General features: G+C 50.6%; 13 protein-coding genes. 1 reads left to right on the forward strand and 12 read right to left on the reverse strand.

Features of this window, described 5'->3' with window-relative positions; genetic code table 11:
* Window positions 1–315: 315 nt before the first annotated feature.
* Window positions 316–1329: a PorP/SprF family type IX secretion system membrane protein gene (locus tag I2I11_RS14490; protein WP_196268447.1), complete on the reverse strand. Its 1014-nt coding sequence runs from the start codon at window positions 1327–1329 to the stop codon at window positions 316–318.
* Window positions 1330–1337: 8 nt separating this feature from the next.
* Window positions 1338–7067 (reverse strand): Ig-like domain-containing protein, encoded by a 5730-nt coding sequence (locus I2I11_RS14495; protein WP_196268448.1) that lies wholly within the window; start codon window positions 7065–7067, stop codon window positions 1338–1340.
* 927 nt (window positions 7068–7994) lie between these two features.
* Here I2I11_RS14495 and I2I11_RS14500 point away from each other — a divergent pair.
* Window positions 7995–8843, forward strand: coding sequence for a nucleoside-diphosphate sugar epimerase/dehydratase (locus I2I11_RS14500; protein ID WP_196268449.1), 849 nt, complete (start codon window positions 7995–7997; stop codon window positions 8841–8843).
* Here the strand turns inward: I2I11_RS14500 and I2I11_RS14505 are convergent.
* The 10 genes from I2I11_RS14505 to I2I11_RS14550 all read right to left on the reverse strand — a co-directional run bounded on the left by I2I11_RS14505 (window position 8827) and on the right by I2I11_RS14550 (window position 21509).
* Window positions 8827–9033: a hypothetical protein gene (locus I2I11_RS14505; RefSeq protein ID WP_196268450.1), complete on the reverse strand. Its 207-nt coding sequence runs from the start codon at window positions 9031–9033 to the stop codon at window positions 8827–8829. The two genes, I2I11_RS14500 and I2I11_RS14505, sit on opposite strands and share 17 nt — an antisense overlap.
* A gap of 300 nt (window positions 9034–9333) precedes the next feature.
* Window positions 9334–10635, reverse strand: a complete 1302-nt coding sequence (locus I2I11_RS14510) for a sensor histidine kinase (RefSeq protein WP_196268451.1) — start codon at window positions 10633–10635, stop codon at window positions 9334–9336.
* Window positions 10619–11998 carry a sigma-54-dependent transcriptional regulator gene (locus I2I11_RS14515; RefSeq protein ID WP_196268452.1) on the reverse strand — a complete coding sequence of 460 codons (1380 nt, stop codon included), beginning with the start codon at window positions 11996–11998 and terminating at the stop codon, window positions 10619–10621. The genes I2I11_RS14510 and I2I11_RS14515 overlap by 17 nt, the downstream gene beginning before the upstream one ends.
* 109 nt (window positions 11999–12107) lie before the next feature.
* Window positions 12108–13289: an ABC transporter permease gene (locus tag I2I11_RS14520; RefSeq protein ID WP_196268453.1), complete on the reverse strand. Its 1182-nt coding sequence runs from the start codon at window positions 13287–13289 to the stop codon at window positions 12108–12110.
* Window positions 13286–14527 (reverse strand): ABC transporter permease, encoded by a 1242-nt coding sequence (locus I2I11_RS14525; protein ID WP_196268454.1) that lies wholly within the window; start codon window positions 14525–14527, stop codon window positions 13286–13288. Before I2I11_RS14525 ends, I2I11_RS14520 begins: the two co-directional genes overlap by 4 nt.
* A 2-nt stretch (window positions 14528–14529) precedes the next feature.
* A complete protein-coding gene (locus I2I11_RS14530; protein ID WP_196268455.1) occupies window positions 14530–15228 on the reverse strand; it encodes an ABC transporter ATP-binding protein in 699 nt (232 codons plus the stop codon).
* A 518-nt stretch (window positions 15229–15746) separates the two neighbouring features.
* On the reverse strand, window positions 15747–17225 hold the full coding sequence (locus I2I11_RS14535; RefSeq protein ID WP_230680305.1) for a TolC family protein: 1479 nt from the start codon (window positions 17223–17225) through the stop codon (window positions 15747–15749).
* Between the two features lie 61 nt (window positions 17226–17286).
* Window positions 17287–18531, reverse strand: a complete 1245-nt coding sequence (locus tag I2I11_RS14540; RefSeq protein WP_196268456.1) for an efflux RND transporter periplasmic adaptor subunit — start codon at window positions 18529–18531, stop codon at window positions 17287–17289.
* A gap of 429 nt (window positions 18532–18960) precedes the next feature.
* A complete protein-coding gene (locus I2I11_RS14545; RefSeq protein WP_230680306.1) occupies window positions 18961–20406 on the reverse strand; it encodes a glycosyltransferase family 2 protein in 1446 nt (481 codons plus the stop codon).
* Entirely contained in the window at window positions 20403–21509 is a 1107-nt protein-coding gene (locus I2I11_RS14550) for a HEAT repeat domain-containing protein (RefSeq protein WP_196268457.1), read from the reverse strand. The genes I2I11_RS14545 and I2I11_RS14550 overlap by 4 nt, the downstream gene beginning before the upstream one ends.

A 21509-nucleotide genomic window follows, 5' to 3' on the forward strand; every position in this document is an offset into this window, starting at 1 on the left:
AAGCCGGAGTATACTTCGGCCACAGGCCGCTGACAGGTTTATACTTGCAGGCAAGCCCGGGAGCTGCGCACGCCGCGAGGTCTTTTAAAGCAAGCCTCTCTAGTTATATGATGAAATCAGATGTCGGATTATAAATCCTTATAATCGGTAGAACGGGATTACAAATCCCATCCAGCATTTAGAGGCCCCAGCAAGTATAATTTTGCATTGAAGACCCCGCGGCGTGCGCAGCTCCCGCGAGTGTCTGAATTAGGCCATACGCTTTGTGTGTTATCAGCACCCAGTACCTATCACCCTGATACTTTTTACACAGCCCTACCATGCCCAGATGGGGCAGATAACCTTGCGGGTGTTGCGCAGCTTAAGTCCTACCACCACCTCATGGCTGCCGGCATGTGCGGCGCCCAGCGGCGAGGTGCCGGCATCGTAAGCGTAAGCTACATCCAGCAGCGGGCTGATGTTTATACCGGCCATGGCGGCCATCGAATCTTTGTGGCGGTATGAGGCGCCTGCCCATAGCCGGTTGGCATACAAGATCTTAACGGTGGCATCAACAGAGGCGGGGCTGGGCTGCGCCAGCTTTACCATCACCGAAGGTATAACCGATAGTTCCGAAGTTACATCTACGCGGTAACCTGCCGTGGCAAAATAGTGCTTCTGCAATTTACCGTCGTTGTCTCCGGGCGTATCGGTGTTCAGGAGCTGCCGCTTGCCGGGCACAAGCTGCGCCCCGGATACGCCCACGTAGTAACTCTGCGAGTACAGCCAAAGCCCCATTGTTAAATCAAACTTTAATTCGTTTACGCGCCCGTCCATCACAGCCGGGTCGTTGGCGTTGGCGGTTCTCACGTAAGACTGGTCCAGGCTATACTGCACAATGCCCGGCGCTACGCCTGCTGCAAGGCGCGTGGTGCGCGACAGCGGAAGGTGAAAGGCATAGCTCGCGCTGAGACTGCTCCTTTTCAGCGGCCCCGTGCGTGTGGTCATCGCCATGGCCCCGACACCATGGTGCGGCCTTACGCGGCGGTATACGTTGGTACGCTTAGTGGAGGACTTGGGCATGTCTCCGGTTTTGCCGCCCCGGTTGGAGGGGGAAACATCCTTGTTGATAGGCATGTGCAGCGAAGCATAGTATGATTGTGGCGCGCCCTCCAGCCCGGCCCATTGCTGCCTTATGCCCATCCGCAGGTCGGCATAATCCTCTATGCCGCTGATAGCGGGGTTCAGGATGTAGTTATTGAGGGTGTACTGCGAATATTGTGGCTTCTGCTGGGCCATTACCTGAAAGGCCATCAGAAACGCAAGAGCGAAGGCTAAAAGTTTGTTCATAGACCTCTTTATTTAACAATGGTTACACTGCCCGAAAGCGGTTTCTCTGTATTGTTCAGGTGGATGATGTAGTAGTAGGTAGCAAGCGGCAGCTCTTTGCCCTGGTACCGGCCATCCCACTTTTCGCCATAGCCGGTGGAGCTGAACACCATGTTGCCCCACTGGTTAAACACCTGTACCTGGCAGTTCGGGTATTTCTCGATGTTGGCAATTTCCCAGGTGTCGTTGATGCCGTCGCGGTTCGGAGTAAAAGTGTTTGGCACGTCCACAAAAGGCAGCACCGTTACCGTTACCTCATCCGTGAAAGTACAGCCGCCTGCTGTTACCACCGTCAGGGTATAAGTGGTGGTTACCTCGGGTGTAGCCACAGGATTGGCAATGTCGGGGTTGCTCAAGCCTGCCGCCGGCGACCAGCGATAGGTCAGGCCACCGCTGCCTTGCAGTTCTGCGCTGCGGCCCATTACTACAGTTACATCCTCGCCGGCATAGGCCGTAGCTTCCGATACGGTTACCGTTACTTCTGTGCGCGGACCGCTGCATGACTGTGCCTCCTGCACATAAAAAGTAGTGGTGTGGTCTAAAACTGGCGTCGTAAAAGTACTGCCGGTGCCCTGAAGCTTGCCGCCGGCAGCGCTGCTATACCACTCCAGCGTGCCGCCGCCCTGGGCTTTGGCGGTAAGGGTAGCGCTCTGGCCGCCGCAGATAGCGGCATTGGCAGCAACAGGTGCCAGGGGCAGTGGCAGTACACGGATTTCTACCGGGTCACTTACCAGAGAGCCGCAGGAGGCGGACGTTACGACGCGGCGGAACCAGGTTGTTTCGGTGAGCGGGTAAGGGCTGTAATCCTGCTTGTTGTTGGCGCCCGGCGCTGCTTTATAAATACCGTCGCGGGTAGCGCTGTATTCCCACATATAAGCAGGCGCACCGCTGCCGCCGGTTGGCGTGGAAGCAGTAAGCACATCGGGCGTATCGCCGGCGCAAATGGTTCTGGCGACCGCCAGTATCTTGTTGTTGCTCAGCGGCTGGTTTACGGTTATCAACACGGCTTCGCTGGTATCTTTGTAAGCACCCGTCGTAACCAGGCGCCGGAACCAGGTGGCGCGGTTGATAACGCCGGGCTGGAAATCCTGCCGGTTGTTGGGCGATCCGTTATACCCTTGTGCCGTTACAAAACCTTTGCCGGCGCTTACGGTGCTCGACAGCCACAGGTAAGTAGGGTTGCCCACGCCACCTTCGGGTATGGTGCCTTTTAGCAAATCAGGGACATTGCCCATGCAGATGGACTGGCTCTGCAGGATAATGTTGTTTTTAATGCCACCTACCACGGTAATCACAACAGGGTCGGAAACAACCTCGCAGCCGCCCGACATAACTACGCGGCGGAACCAGGTGGTGCTGTACACGCCTTTTTCAAAGACCAATTCTCTGCCTGTATAATTGCCCGTAAACACATCGGCAGGATGAAATGTCTTGTTTGTGCCTGTATCGGTGCTGTATTCCCAGCGGAACGTGAGGGTGCCGTTACCGCCGCCTGCCGGTTTCGGGCCCAGGTCTGTTAAGGGCGCCGGTTTGTCGCCTTCGTAAATCGATTGGGAATCTTTTATCTGGTAGTTCGCCAGCGGTTCGTTTACCTTGATGAAAACAGGAAGCGAGTAGCTGGTGCAGGCGCCGGAAGTTACTTTTCTGCGGAACCAGGTACTTTCCGTTAAAGCGCCGGGCTGATAGGTACCGTTCGACAGGTTAAAGGTGCCGGGAGCAGTTTTGAAATTCTGATCTTTCTCTGCTTTATACTCCCACACATACGTATACCTGCCATCGCCACCTGTAACCGGAGTTTTGCTTTCGAGCTTCAGCGGAGTGCTGCCCATACATATTTCCTGGTCAGCGGAAATAACGTTCACAATCTTAGGATTTACCTCAATCCTGACATCATTGCTGGTACTGGGCACGGTACATGCGCCTGATATGACTACACGCCTGTACGTAGCTGACGCGGTAACGCCCCTGAGCACGAGGTTTTGCAGGTCTTTGCCCCTGCCGATTTCTTCAGCAGCACCATTTGCCTTGATTTCATACCAGACATACGTATAGCTGCCTGCTCCTTCGCCTCCTTCCGGTAAACTGCCAGGTATGGTTACATCATCTCTCTCGCAATAAATAGCTGGGTTTACGCTGATGGTATTCTTCGTGATACCCGGCCGCACAGTTACCAGTACTTCGCTCTCGCTGCTGGCGCATGGCTCTGAGATAACCACACGCTTGTACCACATAGATTGTTGTAAGGCTTTGGGCTGATAGGTTGATGAAGTTGCATCAGCATCGGCTATTTTCTGATAAACGCCGCCTTCTGTTTTGTACCACCACGCATACTTGTACGGCTCACCGCTGCCGCCGCTCACAGGCCCCGTGATGCTGGCCGGTACATCGCCGGCGCAAATAGCCGCCACCGCCTGCAACTGGTTCACAAGGGCAGGCCGTACCACCACTTCAACAGTAGCCGGTGCCGACGTACATTTGTTGTCAGAAATTACAGTTCTCCTGATCCAGACACTGCCTCCTTTGGCATCGGCCGGCGCTTTGTAAGTATAAGTTGCCTGTTTGGGGTCGAGGCCGGTCTGGGTGCTGAAGGTGGTGCCGTCGCTGCTGATTTCCCAGCGATAGGTATAGCTGGCAACGCCTTTGCTTCCGGAAGCAGTGCCGGAAATAGTCACTTCCTGACCGGCGCATATAGGCGCTGGCACCGGATTAAGATTGTTTGCCAGCGGTTGCAGTACGGTTACTTTTACCTCGGCGCGCGGGCCGGTACAATCGCCTACAACCGGCTCTGCATAGAAAGTATAAACGCCCGGCGCAGCTAATGCCGGCTCATAAGTTTTGCCCCCTTTGATAATAAAGGTGCCATTCTTGTCATACCAGTTATACACAGTCGGGATGTTGGTGCCTGTAACTGTTAAGATAGCTTTGCTGGGCCCGCATAGCTCAGGAGCGCTAACAACCGGCATTGCTATTTCTGGTCTTACGATTACGCTTATCCTGCTGCGCTCGCTGGTACAACCGCTTTCGCCGGAGGTAAATTCCACAAAAAAGTCGGTACTGGTTTTCAACAGTCCTGTTTCAAGGCTGCTTCCGGCGCCGAGAGGCTTGCCGTCTTTATCATACCAGGCAAAGGTGCCGGTTATACCTGCCTCCGGCATTTCGGCCCGTAATGTGGCGCCGGTATTGTAGCAAACGTACACCGGCTGATCCGTTACTTTTGGTTTGCCCGGCAGCGGCTTTACGGTAATCTCCACCTCATCTGAAGTATAGCAGGTGCCGGTATAGTACGTATAGGTAAGCGTGAAAGTGCCCACAACAGAAGGCGTAAAAGTACCATCCGGGCTCACATGCTCGCCGCTCCAGGCGCCGCCCGCCGGAGTGGCGCCGCTTAATACCTGCGGGCCGCTGTTAAGGCAAAAGGCTTGTTTCTCTCCTGCATCAGCCACCATTACCTCGGTTACGGTTATGGTTACCTGGTCGGAGTTGGTGCAGCCTTTGGCGTTGGTGTAAGTATAAGTAAGTATAAAATCGCCTTTGCCAGCCGGTATAAAAGTACCGTCGGTGCTCACATGCTCGCCGCTCCAGGTGCCGCCTGCCGGACTGCCCTGTAGTTTCAGAGGCGTCGGGTTGTCACAGACGGGACGGTTCGGACCCGCATCTACCTCCGGCAAAGGGTTTACGGTTATGGTAACCGTAGCCGTGTTGCTGCAGCCGGTTTGCGTGTTGAAGCCAGTTACAGTATAGGTGGTAGTTGTGGCGGGTGAGGCTGTTACAACATTGCCCGCTGTTTTGTTAAGGCCTGTAGCGGGCGACCAGGTATAGGTATCGGCCCCGCTAGCTGTGAGCGTGGCAGTACCCTGCCCCAGGCATATTTCTGTAGACGGAGAACTTATACTTACCACCGGCAATGGATTGACTACAACCTTTATGGTAGCCGTACTGGTGCAACCCGTGGTGGTATTTTTGCCGGTTACGGTATAGGTGGTGGTGGTCGTTGGGTTAGCCGTAACCGTCGCGCCCGTGGTGGCGCTCAAGCCTGTGGCCGGCGCCCAGGTATAGGTACTGGCGCCTGAAGCCGTTAATGTAGTGCTTTCGCCGATGCAGAGGGCGGGTTTGCCGGGTGTTATGCTGATGTCGGGAAGTGGGTTGATCGTTATCTTCTGCTTGGCAGGCGCCGAAGACTGTCCGCACTCGTTAATGGCATAGGCCCATACTTCATACACAGCGGGCGTTTTAAAGTTGATAACCGGGTACTGGGAGCTGCTGCTCGTGCCGTTCTCAAAAGCAAAATCGCCCTGGCCTGAAACTACATTCACTACCCATTTATACCCTGTAATGGTGCCAAAATTAGCGTTGTAAGTAGGTTTGTGCTTTGTGTTGGCAGTATTGAAAGCTATGGTTTGGGCATCGCAATAGGCCTGTGCGGCAGGCAGTGTAACGGTAGGTTTGCCTTTGATGGTGATATTTTGAGATTTGGTGCTGGGTGCGCAGCCATTATTTGCTGTTAAAGTGATTTTGTAATCGCCGGGCTTGGTAAAGTTGAATTTTGGTTCTTTGGAGTTGGCAGTGGTACCGCCTGAATAGCTTCCCCAGCCGCTGACAGCCTGGCCGCTCGCATTCGTTACCGCCCAGGACCAGACAATGCTTTCCCCGGTAGAACTGTTGCTGACGCTTACAAGGTTGTTAGCGCATCCATTCTCAGGAGAGGGCAGCAGGGTAAAATCAGCGGTAGGCGGGGCAACAATGTTAAACTCTTTTTCTTTGGAGCTGCCGCTGCAGGTAGAGTTCTGATCCTCGGGGTACACAGAAAGCTTTACGGTATACTTGCCTGCCTCTGTAAAAATGATTTTTACAATGCCATCATTTTCTGTCATAGTCCAGCCGGTGGCCGGGCTGACTTCCCAGTCCGCGAGGTGGGGCAGGGTGTTGCCGGAGCCATCGTAGCCATCTTTGGTTTTATCTTCCAGAATAATTTCCTGGTTTATGCAGGTACCAACTTTGGTTTCGCCGATGTCAGCCACGGGGCCTGTGGATATCCTGATACCGCTCCAGCTGCTTGTCGAGTAGCTGCAGTCGTTGGTAGCCGTAGCAGATAATTTAAATCCGTCAACTTTGTCTCCCGAAGATTTTGTGAATGTATGCGTGATGATGGGGTTCTGCAGCAATTCTGCATGTGTCCGGGTAAAAGGCGCGGAGCCATCATCGAACTGGAAAACGTATTCTGTGGAAGGCGGATTCTGGCCGATGCTGGTTACTTTGAAAGCAAAAGTAGCCGGTGCGCAGGAAAAGTTGCCGCCGGTGTTTTCCAGGCCGATGCCCGGGTTGCTGCCGATAAAAACTTTCTCCTGCTGGATATCCTGGCAACTGCCATCTATTCCTGTTACCGTAAGTACAAGATTAAAACTTTGGGCGGTGGTAGTTTTGTAGGAGTGGCTGGCCATATCAAAATCCTGCCCATACGTGTTTTCTGTGCCATCGCCCCATGCAATGTGGTAGCTTTTGTTGGTAGCTTTGGTAGTGGAGGTGTTCTTAAAGTCGAATTTTACAGATATCTCGCCACCGCTGTTGCTGAAATTGCAATAGGTAAAGTTCTTGTTATAGTTCGTGTTTTCAATACTGGCATCTACGTTACATGTTCCCGGCGTTTGCGCAAATACACTGCTCCCGTAAAATATGCAAAACAGGAAGAGCATTGCCAACATAAGGCCTTTATAAACTGGCTGCATGACTGAAAGCGGTAAAATTTGATGATTTTTATAATCGGGTAAGTGCCTGCTGCTGTAATCACTTATTTCTCGGCTCTAACAAGCCTGCTCTGGCAAAAGAAACATGTTGTGTTTCAGGGGCAAGCATAATTTATACTTTAACCAAAGCTAAACTATTGCTTTACAGTAGTTTGATGTAGCCGTAATGTGCAAAACCAGATGCTTGTACAAGTGCTTCATATATTTATAATAATTTCAATGTTTATTTTTATGAAATATCTAAGCTGTAGTATTAAAGGCTGAGTTGCCTGCATCAATTCTGCACTCTATAATATGGCTGCTAAAGTATACATATACATGCTATTATAAAAGATATTTCTGTTAAATGATAAAAAATAATCCAAATTCGTGCTCTTGTGTAAAGGCGTTTAATGATGATAATAGTTCCTTTTGCTATGCCAGTGAAGTGAACAATTTAAAGTATTATCAAAGTGTATGTTGTTTATAAAGTAATAGAATTATACTAAATTTTGGAATAAGAATAACTTTTACGTGTTTTGCATAGATTTCTGTGGCACAAAGGAGTTGCAAAAGGGCTTTACAACTGATAAAAGCAGATAGGCGGGATAAAGGAGTTACGATTGAGGGAGGTGTGTTACAAACCTTATATGTTGTCCGGAAGTCTCTTTTTTATTCTTCAAATCTGGCAATGTATAATATTGTCTATTTAATATATTAAAAATTAAATATATTAAATAGACTTACACTAACTATTATTATAATAAATAATATAAACCTTATTGAATATAAGCCGTATTTAACCGGGCTGCAAAGATTTAGCCTCTTTCTCAAAAGCAAGCGCCACATTGAGCAAACAATAGCAGGAACCCTTTAAAAGGTCTAAAGTAAGTACACCTAATTGATATGAACGAACATCGCATTTCCTACAGAACAGATAAAGCCGTTTTGCTGCTGCTGGATACAACTATAATAGCTGGCTCTTTTGTTTTGTCGAACTTATTAAGGAGTAACGAACCTGCGCTTGATGCTCAATATTTCATGTTCTTTGGTTTATTTGCGCTTTTATGGTGTGTGGTTTCGGGGTTTACCAGTTTTATATTCCGGATTGAAAGCATTCTGTCCTGCGGAAACCAGGAAGGCAACCTGATTAATGCTTTTCTGCTGCATAGTTTTTTAATGGCTGCCTGTATAGTTATCTTTAACCTGTCTGGTTTGTCGGGTTTGCTGCTGTTATACTCATATTTGTCTGCCGCCCTTCTGATAGTGTTCAGCAGGTTGCTGTTGCTGCATGGGTTTAGTTATTTTACCGAGTCAGATGCGGTGGACGTGCGTTTTGCCATTATCGGAACCGGTCCTAACGCACTTTCCCTTTTACAAACGTTCAGCCACAACCCTGAAGCCAGGTTCATGGGCTTTTTTGACGATGAAGCGGATAGCTATGGTTTTAACACGAATCAGGTACGCGGGTCAGTCAGGAGTCTGAAATCATACTGTCTGCTACATAACATCAACGAAGTATACTATGCCAGGCCCCTGACAGATGAGGAGCAGGTAGACAGTTTAACAAAGTTCTGTATTGATAATGGTATTTATTTCCGGCTGGTACCGTGTGCTGAGGCCATGCCGGGACAAAACATGGATAAGTATTTTTACCGCAATGTGCCGCTAAGTGCGAAACGCCATGAGCCCGCTGGGCTGCTGTCAGGCGATGCGTTCAGGCACCTTTTTAACCGCATTATTCAATCCATTTAAACCTTTTCTTTACTGCAGGGCTTTTCGCCTGTAACTGTACAATGTCGCGCGGGCTACGCACCAGTTGCTGTGCAAAGCCCTCTGTGTGCTCCAGTATACCTCCTTTCAGTTTCCAGCCCATCGGGATAAAACCTCCTACTTCTTTCGCCAGCAATTCTAAATCTGGGGCAACTATAATATTGTATTCCATAGGGATAATGAATTAGATACGCCCTAAGGTATAAACTTTCTGAATAACTTGTTCCTGAAGGCTACGATTTTTTTAAATAAAAGTTTAGATCACAATTAAATTAGTATATTTATTATTTTTCGATATAAATATTTTCTGCATTGTAACAGTATATTAATTTATATACTTATTTAGCAAATAACTGGAAAGCCCAACAGTCGGTGTCCAGATGCTGACACACTCCTGAAGTTGCGCTTTACAGTTCAGTAACTTAATTTAAGGATTATGCTGTTTTTATACTTTGCTGTGATGTGGCTTGTGTTACAGGTTTATTGTAAAAGTAGTACAGCTATTGTTGCCGGAGGTAAGCGAGAAGGTAAAACCATGATTTACCAGAATATCACGCACAAGGGTTAAACCAATGCCTTGCCCCTGCTTTTTGGTCGTATAAAACGGGGTGAACAGGTGCGGGCGTACCTGTTCCGGAATACCCGATCCGTTATCCGAGATAAGGATTTGCGGCGGGTACAGGCAGGTTTGTATGCTTATCTCGCCACCTGCTGTTCCGGCGGCTTCCATCGCATTTTTCAGAATATTGAGCAATGCCTGCTCCATCTGCTGCCCGTCGAGTAATGCGATCAAAGGCTGCGGAGCCAGTTGCCAGGTGCAGGCAACCTGGCGTTTAGCCAGTTCCGGTTGCAGCAGGCGGTGCAGGCTTCTCAGCAATTCATGCACGTCTATAGGTTCCTTGCGGGGCTGTGGCAGGCGCACTACCTCGGCAAAGTTGCTCATAAACCTGCTCAGGTTTGCATTGCGTTCTGTGGCTACCTGCAGCACGTACGCAAATTCCTGCCGGTGCTCCGGCAACAGCTGCGGCGTATAAAAACCGAGTGAGCCAAGTATGGAATTTATCGCGCCAGTCGAGTTATTTACCTCATGCGACATTACGCGGATAACTTTTTCATAAGCCTGCCGCTCGTTTTGAAGTATGGCCTCGGTCAGTTCTTCTATAAGTATAAAGTAATGCTGAAAGCCCCTATCCAGGAAATGGGCACGGTGGCAGCGGTAAATCCAGGTGCCATGTATGCGGAAAGTGACTGACTGACCGGTTTGCAAATCTTTTAGTTGCGCGGCCCATGCTTCCGGAAGCTGGCTTACATGTTTTCCCAGCAGATCGTCTATTTTCTGCCCCAGGTAGCGCTCCGCCGCCGGGTTTATACTTTCCACCTGGTTGTCGAAGCCCAGCAGGATAATGCCGGCGGGAGACGCCTGTATAAGCCTTTCGAGCAGGAAATGCTTTTCTGCCTGCGCTACCCGTTCCTGCCGCAGCTGGTCTATCATGCGGTTATATACATTTACCAGCTCATCCAGTTCCTGCTGCCCTACGGCCGTAAACTTACTCGAAAAGTCTTTGTCCTTGATAGATTCTATGCCTGCCCGTATCAGTTTTAGGGGCTGAAAAAAGGAATGGTACAACTGCGCTGTTATGAAGGCTGAGGTAAGTATAACCAGCTCCATTCCCAGGAAAAAGTATTTATTTTCCTGCAGCAGCAAATAGGCCATCACCGCCAGCAGTGCATGTACCAGCACCGCAAAAAGTATAAACTTAGTCCGCAGGTTCATACGGAATATTGAATTTATCGAGGCGGCGGTACAGGGCGGCACGGCTTAAGCCCAATGCTTTGGCTACTTTGCTGATGTTGTTGTGGTAAAAGCTCATCGACTTCCTGATCATAGACGCTTCTATTTCATCCAGCGTCATGGTGCCAACAGCGGGCAGCGTTTTGTCGCCGGGTTTGGCGGGGCTTTGCTGTGCCTGCGCCTGAAAGTCTTCGGCCTCCAATACTTCCCGTTCGGCTACCAAGACGGTGCGCTCGACCAGGTTTTTCAGCTCGCGGATATTGCCCGGCAGTTGCAGTTCGCTCAGCCACTGCAGCGCCCGCGGACTTACCTGTAGATCAGGACGGTTATAGGTTTTTTTCAGGTTGTTAACAAAATACTGCACCAGCAGTGGCACATCGTCGGGGCGCTCGCGCAGGGCCGGCAGCTTTATTTTGATAAGGTTGATGCGGTAGTATAAGTCTTCCCGAAAGCGGCCCTCTTCTACCAACTGCGACAGATCTTTGTTGGTGGCGCACACCACGCGAATGTCCAGTTTGCGGGAACGGCTGTCGCCGAGCACTTCGTAGGTGCGGTCCTGCAGCACGCGCAGCAGCTTTACCTGGCTGTTGAGGTCCAGTTCGCCAATCTCATCCAGGAAAATAGTGCCTTTGTTGGCCATCTCGAAACGGCCCACGCGATCGGCTTTGGCATCAGTAAAAGCGCCGCGCTTGTGTCCGAACATTTCACTCTCAAATAAACTTGCGGAAATACCGCCCAGGTTTACTTTTACAAAGGGTTGCGCTTTGCGACTGCTGTTACGGTGCACAGCCTCGGCAATCAGCTCTTTGCCTGTCCCGCTCTCGCCCTCAATTAAAACCGACGCGTCGGTTGGGGCAATCTGGCTTATTTTTTTGAGGATCTGCAGCAACTGCGGGTTGTTGCCAACTATATTGCTGAAATCGTACTGCTGGTCCAGCTTCCGCCGCGTGAGCGATTCATCAGAACTTATACTTTGCTGCGACAGGCTGAGGGCAGTGCGTACCGACTGCAGCAGGTACTCGTTGCTCCAGGGCTTGGTAATAAAATCGGCAGCGCCCAGGCGCATTCCTTCCACTGCCAAACTAATAGAGCCCCAGCCGGTGATAAGTATAACAGGAACCTGGGGATATAATTTTTTGAACTGCTCCAGCAGTTGCAACCCGTCGTGGCCGGTGGTGTCGATGGAAAAGTTCATGTCCATCAGCACGAGCTGGAGCGGGTATAATTGTGCCAGCTCCAAGGCTTCTTTGGGTGTAGCCGCCTCTTTGGTTTTAAAAGCATGCTGCTTCAGCAAAAGGCTGAGAGAAGCGCGTATGGCGATATCGTCGTCTATGATTAAGATCATGCGGGGCAGGATTCAGGTATAAATATAGCTGATTTGCAGGAAGTATAAATCGGTAAGTTAAAAGTATAAACCCGGCAGGTTTTAAAACCTACCGGGTTTGGAGCACCGCCTACTCCTCGTGCAGCGCTGTAGCCGGCTGTATGGCTGCAGCTTGTCTGCTAGGGTAAAGGGCGCAGATGGTTGTGAGCAGGTAGATCAGCACGACGGCTCCAATCAGGGCGATCAGGTATACTTCCGACTCTACCTGGAAGACCTGCAGTAACGGAAACTGCACCGCAAACAGCACGCCAAGCAGCAACCCAAACGTGGCCAGCACCAGTACTTCACCGATGAACTGGCGGTAGATCTGAATGGAGGCTGCCCCAAGGGCGCGGCGCAAACCAATTTCGCTATTCCGGCGGCTGATATTGTACCAAAGCACTCCGAACAGACCTAAGGCTACATTGAAGATTAGGAAGCCACAGATCAGCCCCAACGCCAGCATAGGTATCAGCGTCAGTTTGGCTTTATTCTGGCGCATCTTTTCCAATGTGGATACTTCTATTGTCCAGCTTTTTGCAATGCCGGAGAGTTGCCGCACCATCTTTTCTTCGAAGCTAATACCCGTACCTGGTTTAACGCGGATCAGGAGCTCGTTACGGAAGTCGTTTTTGTTCTTTTGCAGGTTGATGCGCGTGAAGAAGGCTGGTTCTTCCGCCGCGTACTCACTGTAGCCCCGGTAATGATCTACTACGCCCACCACCTCATAGCTGACAGAATCGTTTTTGGGCAAGCGCTTGCCAAGCGGGTTTGTTTCTCCAAAAAGCTGCTTTTGCATAACGCTGTTGATAACGATGGGTTCGAACCGGGAGGCATCGTCCTGTGAGCCGAACCAACGGCCCTGGCTTACCTGCAGTTGCATTACGGCTTTAAAATCATCCTGCACCTCATATTCGTCTGCCTCCACGTCTTTTACGTTGCCATAAGACATATGATTCCGCATCTGGCTGAAAGAAAAAGGTGCGTTGCTGCTGGTTAAGGAAGCATGTTCGACTTCCGGAAATGCCCGGACACGCTGCAGTACCTGTTCCAGCTGAACCCGGTTTTGGGCAGTGGAATCGGTGTTTGGCCGCATCGTCAGCAGCCATACGTTCTCATGCTGAAAGCCTAGCGGCCTGGAATAATTGCGCACATTGTACACAATAAAGCTCAGAACACCGAACAGCACCAGGAAGCAGAAAAAAATCTCCGTAATCAGCAGAAAGTTGCTCTTCTTCCGGTTCCAAATTAATTTAAACAGATGGCGTATCATTGTGAACCTCCTTTCAGTGCCTCAACGGCATGTAAGCGTGACATTTTAAAAGCAGGGTAAACCCCCGAAATCAATCCAAAAACAAGGCAAAGCAGCAGGCCCAGCGCAAAAACGCGCAGGTTCAGGCCCAAATTGGCGTATACAATGAGCCCGCTGTCGTTGATGAGCCACAGCACTCCCGCCGACAGCACAAAGCCCAGTAAGCCGCCAAGTAGTGTCAGGAAGATGTTCTCAACAAGGAATTGCCCGATAATGGTGGTGGAGGACGCTCCGAACGCCTTGCGCACCCCGATCTCGGATGAGCGCTCCATAATCCGGCTGATGTTGATGTTGACCAGGTTAATGGCAGGAAGCAGCATGAACAGAAATGCAACTGCGGTTAACAGACCATACAGGATGCCCACGCCCGGCTCTTTTCCATTTCCCAGAAAGGTGCGGGCCATACCTTCCAGAAAAGTGTCGGGAAAGGAGTAAAGCTTCGTGCTTTTTTCAGGCTGCTGCCCCTCCACCTGCTGCAACATAGCGGCGTATTCCGCCTTAATTTGGGGGACGTCCGATGCTTTGGCTGCCTTGATGGTGGCGAAGTAAGTGCCTCGCAGCCCGGGAGCATGAAAGTCCTGGCTTTTTAGCGTGATGGGTACCCACACATCGGCATAAGAGTGCAGGCGCAGCACCGGCACGTCTTCCACCACGCCCACTACTTTATACTTTACCTGGTCAACTTCTATGTACTTTCCAACGGCGTGCCCGGCACCGAAGTACTGTTTCCGGGTATTTTCGTTGATCACTGCCACGCGATTGGCGCTTTGCACATCCTGCCGGGTAAAGGCACTGCCTTCCAGAAAGTTGAAGTCCAGAATGTCCCAGAACTCCCTATCGGTATACTTGATGTCGAGCGCCAGTTTTCGGCTATCAATATAGCTATTCACCTGAAAAAACATCGAATTGATAGAGACTTTCTCAGGCGTTTTCAGCGTGCGGACATAGTTGTTGAGAAAGTGATAGCTGGGCGGGCCGCTGGACGAGAAGCCGCCATCGTGTTGCTCCCGCATCATGTTCACGAAGAGCAACCTATCGGTTTCCTGCTCAGGCATTTGCGGACCGAAGGCATGGTCGAAGAGGGAGGTAGCCACCACCAGCACCATCAGCGTAAAGCTGATGCCGAAGAGACTGATGAAGGTAAAAAACTTGCGCCGCAGGAGCACCTTCCACGCGATTTTGAGATAGTTCTTCAGCATGGCTATACTTTTTGAAATTCGTGAATCTTCGCATCCGACACCTGCTGCCCGTCGAAGAAGCGCACCAGTCGCTCGGTTTTCAGGGCCATGTTCTCGTCGTGTGTTACCATCACTATGGTGGTGCCGTCCTGCCGGTTCAGGTTGAGGAGGATGTGCATCACTTCCTCGCCCATTACCGAGTCCAGGTTACCAGTGGGTTCGTCGGCCAGTATAATTTCCGGCTGCCCGATAAGGGCGCGGGCAATGGCCACACGCTGCCGCTGGCCGCCCGAGAGTTGGTTCGGATAATGCCTGGTGCGGGCACTAAGGCCAACCTTTTCCAATGCTATCTTAGCCCGGCGGCTGCGCTCCGTGCCAGAAACACCTTTGCGGTAGAGGAGGGGTAGCTCTACATTGTCCAGCACACTCAGGTCGTTCACCAGGTGGTAGCTCTGGAAAACAAAGCCTATTTTTTCGTTGCGGAGGTGTGCCAGCTCTTTGTCTTTGTAGCTTTTGATGGGCTGCCCGTTGATTTCCACGATGCCTTTGCTGGGCACATCCAGCAGTCCCATAATGTTGAGCAGCGTACTTTTGCCGCAACCCGACGGGCCCATCACAGAGAGAAACTCCCCTTTCGGAACTGTCAGGTTTACGTGCTGCAGGGCCACCGTCTCAATGGTTTTGGTTTGGTAGACCTTCTCGATGTTTGATAGCGTGATCATAGTTTTAAGGTATGGTTTTTTTGATGATTTCTTAATTTGGGCCCGTGTTCCTCTGTTTGTCTTTTAATTAATTTTATCATTTCGGGCCATTGCGAGAGATCTATTGCAGTAGCTGCTGTTCGTAATCTTTGTTATACTTTGTAGCTGTTGTTCATCCTCTGTTTTATACTTGTCCTGTTTCACCTTTTATTCGGAGCCCTCAAGGCCGGGAGGCCTCGTCCTTGGGTTGAGCGCGGCGGCGTGAACCTGCGCTGGAGCGCTGCCGCATCCGCGGCACCGGAACACACCAAGGCGCTCAACCCAAGGACTGGAACTATTTCCAGTAGCTCCTGCCTTCCGCTATGCCCCTGTTCTTTATTAATGCTCGCAATTTTGTCATCTTGGAAAGATCTTGGTATAAAGGAGGTTAAACTTATGCTATGGTACATCAACCATTCCCTTTAACTTCAGCCATGTTCCCCTACTCTGAGCGGCAGGGATGTTTGGACCCGGTGCTGCTAAAATTAATCTCTTGTTCTTCATCTCTCCTCCTCCATGTCCTGCAACGCGGTTTGTTTTTCAAAATCGTAGAGCGTGAGCTGGCGCAGGCTGAAGTGGGCGGTCCAGAACTCGCTGAGCGCGGCAATGTAGGCCCGTCGTGCCTGGTCTTTCTCAGCTAAAGCAATGTTTAAATCCGTGATGCTGATGCGGCCGATAACGAAGGTGTTTTTGGCAATTTCGTACCGTTGCTGTGCTATCTCGTCTGTCTCGGCGGTAGTTTGTATTCTGGCTTTCAGGGTGTTGTACCGGTTTACCTGCGTGAGAACCTGCTGCTCAAAGCTGGCTTCCTCCTGGCTCAACTTATATTGCACCAGCTGTTGGTTCAGCTCCGCAATTTTATAGATAGAGCGCTGCCGCCCCCAGTCCAGCACCGGCATGCTAAAGCCCAGACGGACGCCCTGCTGGTTATCAGGCTGGTTGTAAATGTCGGTCCAGGTGGCGCCGCGGTTGGTGAGGCCGAAGGTGGCGTAGAGGCTGGCATTTAGCCCGTTGTCGCCTTTGGCTTTGGCTACCAGGCTTTCTGCCTCCAGCATCCGCCGGCGGAAGTTTATACTTTCCTTCCGGTTTTTGCGTGCTTGTTCCAGCGCCAGCTGAGCTGCAACGATGGTGGCAGGTATAACTTCGGGAACATCCAGTTGCAGCTGCGCGCTGTCTTCCAGGCCTGTAAATGTTTTCAGGGCGAGGCCGGCGGTTTGCTCGTCCAGGGTAGCCTGTGCCAAAGCCAAATCTGCATTAAGCACCGCCAGGCGGAGCTGCAGCAAATCGTTTTTAGAGAGCCTGCCCAGGTTATACTTCTCCTGTGCAATCTGGTAAAGGGTATCGTTGTTGGCTAAGTTTTTGGCGGCTATACTTTGATTTACCTGTGCCAGCAGCAGATCGAAGTATAATTCGGTAGCGTCCACAGCTATACTTTCGCGCTCCTCCAGGTATTTGCGCTGCGATTCCTCATACTTTAAGGGCTCAATCTTTTTAGACCAAGCCAGGCCATTGTAGGCAAAGAGCGGCTGCTGCAGGCCGATGATGGCCGGGTTGCCGTTGTAGCGGGTCTGGTTGCGGTCAAAGTCATCGAAGCGCTGCATCAGCGAAGTTACGAAAATAGTGCCGCCCGTCGGTCCGACAGCCTGGCTCAGCGTGAGGCCAAGTTCTGCGTTGTTGATGGATACCGGTCGGAATTCCAGTGTACCATCCGGCTGGGTAACAGGCGTAATGGAGCGGCTGAAATCGGGCAAAACACCTTCCAGGCTCAGCTGCGGCTTGTAATCAGACTTAAAGCTGCGCCACTGCCAGTAGCTGGTTTCGCGGGTAGTCTGGGCCTGCTTTGCCACCGCCGATTGCTCCTGCGCCAGCGCAATTATCTCCTGCAGGCGCAGTTGTCGTGTTGCAGGCTGGGCTATACCTGGGGCGCAGCGCAGCAGCAGACACATAAACAGCAAACAAGGCAGGAACAACTTTTTCATGGGTTTATACTTTAGCGTATCACTTCTTTATCGTATCACGTGCTACAGGATTCGATAATATCTACTTCAAATCTACCTTTGGCATGTGCGCATAATCCTGCATATCCGAAATAACTACTTCGTCGCCGGGCTGGACGCCGTTTTCCAGCTCTACATAATCCGTGTTGCTTACGCCCACCTGTGCCGGCACGCGCACCAGCTCATCCTGCCGCACGATAAAAACCTGGTTGTTGGTGTTACCGCTAAAGTATGGGCCGTTCTTCACGCGAAGCGTGTTGGGTTTGGTGGCGGTGGTCACGTATACATCCACGCGCAGGTTGGGGCGAAGCAGTTGGTTATTATCTTCATCCAGCGCCACGTAAAAAGTGATGGTACCGTTTGTAACCGTTGGATCTACTGTGATAATGGTGCCGCTAAGGTCGGTTTCGTTGATGCGTACAGTTGCCTGTGCGCCAGTTTGCAGCTGTCCGGCAAAAGCATCCGACATGACGGCCTGTACTTTGTAGCTGCTCAGATCGGCAAGGCGGGCGATCACGTCGCCGGCATTCACGTTGCTGCCTGTTTCGCTGTTTACCCACGTAATCACGCCCGGGCGATCAGCCCGCACCTCCGCCTGTTCCATTTTGCGCTCCAGTTCTTCAATCGAGCGGCTTTGTATCGCCATGGTAAAGCGTAGTTCCTGTTCATCAGCTTTCAGCAACTGGCGTTCGGTGGTCATGTCCTGCTCTATCTGTGCGAGTTCCTGCTGCGCTATTTTTAGGTTTAGTTCCGCCTGTTTTACCCGTTCCTGCGTGCCGCCGCCAATTTTCAGCAGGTATTGTTCATCTCCTAACTGCGCCTGCAGGCTCTTTACCTGCATGCGTTTGATGGCCAGCTCAGAGATTAATGCGTTAAGCTTTTTTTGTAGCTGCAGGCGGAGCTGCACCCGCTTGTGCTCGTTCAGCTCCGCTTCGTCTTTCAATTTCTCGTAAGCCAGCTGGGTAAAAGCCTTGTCGAGGAGCAGAATCTGATCACCTGTTTGCACCTTGTCGCCGGTATGGTGTACTACCTGCTCAATGCGCGCCTGTATCGGGCTGGTTATTGCCAGCTCATGCTCCGGCACTACCACGCCGCTCGCTGTTAGGGTGGCCGCTACAGGTCCGCGCTCTACCTCCGCTGTTCTTATCTCAGCGCGGCTCAGGCTGGGCGTGATAAGTCTTTTGAACCCAAACACGGCAACTGCAATCAGCACCAGGATTATGCCTGTCTGCCAGATGCGTTTTCTCTTGTGGGCTTGTTTAGCTGAGGCTGAAAGTTCGCGATCCATGGTATTATTTTATACTCATTCAGACCTATAAAGCCAATTTGTATGCCATTATGATAAATAATTGAAAGTCAGTAATTTAATCTTATATTATTGGATTTTCAGGCCTGAATAAGTGTTCAGAAATGAACAGTGTGTGCGGTTTCAGGAGGATGATTATGGAGGCTGCGAAAAGTTTTTCTTTAACAGCAAAGCCATACTTTAAGCCCACTCCTGGTAAAGTATGGGAGTAAGGATAGCATTAAACCGCACAGGTGCCAGCAAAGTATAGGTTTGCTGACACCTGTGCGGTTTCTACTTACTATGGACTGGAGGCCTCGCCCGGATTCGGTATTGCTGCTGGTGCGCTCTGAGCATGTATAACTGCAGGCGTTTACGGCCGAAAAGGCTTCAGGCAGGCGTATCGGATAATGTGCCTTTGCGCTGATGTGGTTAGTTTCCGGCAGGCGCTTTCTGCGCGAAGCCTGTGCGGGTCATCTCGCCCCAGCTCTTTTTGCCTGTAATCAGGTCGTAGTTGCCTTTGATGGCTGCCCATACTGTAACGGGATGATAAAACACAGGCTCGAACAGGGCGGTGCCCAGTAATTTGAGCATGTGTTTTGGCCGCTTATACTGCTGGTAAGAGCGCTCCTCAAATAAAATAGCAGAGACCGAAGTCATAATAGCAAACGCGTAAACAAGGCCGAAGAAAGAAAAGAAGTAAGGCCAGTTGGCATACCCAAGTATAGCCATACAGATAAAGAACAGCGTACCGAAAAATTCAACTAAAGGAGCGAGCCATTCAAACAATATCCAGAGTGGCAGGCTTAGCATTCCCAAAATGCCATACTTTTTGTTGAAAATCATTTTGCGGTGCAGCCACAAAGTCTCGGCTGTTCCTCTTGTCCAGCGGTTGCGCTGCCGCTTTAGTATGTCCCAAGTTTGGGGCGCTTCGGTCCAGCAGAGCGGGTCCGGAATAAATGCGACTTTGCAGGGTGTTTTTTCTTCATACATGAGCCGGCGCATGCGTACCAGCAACTCCATGTCTTCTCCAACGGTGTTGTGGTTATAGCCGCCTGCGCGTATTACTGTTTCTTTGTCAAACATGCCAAAGGCGCCGGAGATAAGTAAAAGTCCATCCATTTGCGCCCAGGCCATCCGTCCCATCAGGAAAGCCCGGAAATACTCCAGCACCTGCACCCGCGCGATAAACTTTTCAGGCACCCTTATACTTATCAGGCGGCCAGCCTCCACCACGCAGGAGTTAGCAATCCGGATAACACCGCCTGTAGCAATTACCTTTCGCTCCTCTTCCATAAAGGGTTTTACCAGTTTCAGCAAAGAATCTGATTCCAGCACGCAATCCACATCAATGCAGGCAATAAGCTTATTGGCCGCGATGTTAATGCCGACATTCAGCGCATCCGCCTTGCCGCCGTTTTCCTTATCAACTACCACCAGCTTGTGGTAAGCAGGATTCCTGGCTTTATAAACGCCTCGGATAGGTTTTGTGGCAATTAATTCGTTAACAGCAAAATCCAGTTTTTCTAATTCATAAGCTTTAATGAGCAGCTCCATGGTGTTGTCTTTGCTGCCATCGTTCACAATAATAACTTCGCAGTTGTTGTAATGCAGCGTCAGCAGCGATCTGACATTGTCTACAATGGTCATCGACTCGTTGTAGGCGGGGGCAATCAGCGAAACAGAAGGTGCAAAGGGAGACGACAGGATAGCACGGTAATTAACAAAGCTGTTTTTTTGTTTATACCTTTTCATGGCCCATGCAGATATAGCCGAAAGCACAACGTAGCTCAGGCAAATGCCGATGGCATAAAACAGGATAAGGTAATTAAAGAACCCGGCTGTTTCAGATAAATAGTATTGCATCAGATTATTCATGTCGTGGGCTCTAAAGTATAAGCGGCAACAGGCTGCAGCCCATGCTGTGGGTTGTTTTTTATTATGCTGATTAATTCGTTTCCGCGGGCGCCGCATTGGGCCATGGCCCTGGCAGCTTCAAACTGCACACCTTTGTCGCTGTCGTGTAGTTGGTTATTATAAAATGTGAGCAACTCGTCTCCGGCAATAAGCGCAAGCGTTTTCAGGATCTCCTGCCGCATGGTAACCTGTTCGTTGCCGTAGATTTGCAGCAACTTTTCAGCCGCTTCACAGGCCCCAAGGTTACGCAACGCAACTACTGTTTCCTTGCGGATAAGGGCTGATGGATGGTCCAGCAACTTAAGCAGATCGGCAACCGCATCGTACTGGTTATAATGCTCAATCATCCGGATACAGAACATCACAATGGTGTCCTCATCTTTCTGCAGCCATTGGCTGAAAGCAGGTATTTTGATGGAGTCGGCCTTTTGTGCGGCGCGTGCCAGCTGCATCTGCTGCCATTCCATCAGCGGTTCTTCCAGTTCATCCAGAAACGAGAAAGGTGCTTCGTTTTGCAGGTGCACCAACGCTATCTGCGCTTCGGAACGCAAAACCGGATGTGAGTGGTTGATAAATGCGCGGATTAGCTCAACGTCCTGCTTCATGCCCATTTCTGCTAGCTCGCATATACCATTTGCATTCTTGGCCCATGACGAAGTATAAAGTTTTTGCTTGGCATAAGCGTGTAGCCCCAGGCTCTGGTAAAGCGTCCGTAATCTGTCGGATGATTCGCCGGTGATATTCCTGTGTAATTTGAGCAGGTTTTCGATGAAGACGTAGCGCTGAAAAGCATTGGTTATATACTTCTGCCTGAAGCTTTCCAGGTGCGAAGCTGTGAGCTCATCGGCGTTGAACAGGTAAGATGTAATAAACTGCTGCGCCTTTTTGTCCATCCACCTTCTTTTCCGGAAACGGACACCATCCCTGAACCTGCTGTAAATGATAAACAGGAAAAGTATAAAAGCAATAGCAGCAAAAAGCAGCGAAGTGAGCAGGTTTAGTTGCACAAGGTCAGGCAGCTCCGGTATTGCCGGAAGTATGCGGGAAGGGTATGTTGTTTCCAT

The sequence above is a fragment of the Pontibacter rufus genome, assembly GCF_015694705.1.
Classification (GTDB): Bacteria; Bacteroidota; Bacteroidia; order Cytophagales; family Hymenobacteraceae; genus Pontibacter; species Pontibacter rufus.

Bases quoted from the DNA above. Each gene is read 5' to 3' on its own strand.
- I2I11_RS14490 (WP_196268447.1), bottom strand. From the start codon at position 1,329: ATGAACAAACTTTTAGCCTTCGCTCTTGCGTTTCTGATGGCCTTTCAG.
- I2I11_RS14495 (WP_196268448.1), bottom strand. From the start codon at position 7,067: ATGTTGGCAATGCTCTTCCTGTTTTGCATATTTTACGGGAGCAGTGTA.
- I2I11_RS14500 (WP_196268449.1), top strand. From the start codon at position 7,995: ATGAACGAACATCGCATTTCCTACAGAACAGATAAAGCCGTTTTGCTG.
- I2I11_RS14505 (WP_196268450.1), bottom strand. From the start codon at position 9,033: ATGGAATACAATATTATAGTTGCCCCAGATTTAGAATTGCTGGCGAAA.
- I2I11_RS14510 (WP_196268451.1), bottom strand. From the start codon at position 10,635: ATGAACCTGCGGACTAAGTTTATACTTTTTGCGGTGCTGGTACATGCA.
- I2I11_RS14515 (WP_196268452.1), bottom strand. From the start codon at position 11,998: ATGATCTTAATCATAGACGACGATATCGCCATACGCGCTTCTCTCAGC.
- I2I11_RS14520 (WP_196268453.1), bottom strand. From the start codon at position 13,289: ATGATACGCCATCTGTTTAAATTAATTTGGAACCGGAAGAAGAGCAAC.
- I2I11_RS14525 (WP_196268454.1), bottom strand. From the start codon at position 14,527: ATGCTGAAGAACTATCTCAAAATCGCGTGGAAGGTGCTCCTGCGGCGC.
- I2I11_RS14530 (WP_196268455.1), bottom strand. From the start codon at position 15,228: ATGATCACGCTATCAAACATCGAGAAGGTCTACCAAACCAAAACCATT.
- I2I11_RS14535 (WP_230680305.1), bottom strand. From the start codon at position 17,225: ATGAAAAAGTTGTTCCTGCCTTGTTTGCTGTTTATGTGTCTGCTGCTG.
- I2I11_RS14540 (WP_196268456.1), bottom strand. From the start codon at position 18,531: ATGGATCGCGAACTTTCAGCCTCAGCTAAACAAGCCCACAAGAGAAAA.
- I2I11_RS14545 (WP_230680306.1), bottom strand. From the start codon at position 20,406: ATGAATAATCTGATGCAATACTATTTATCTGAAACAGCCGGGTTCTTT.
- I2I11_RS14550 (WP_196268457.1), bottom strand. From the start codon at position 21,509: ATGGAAACAACATACCCTTCCCGCATACTTCCGGCAATACCGGAGCTG.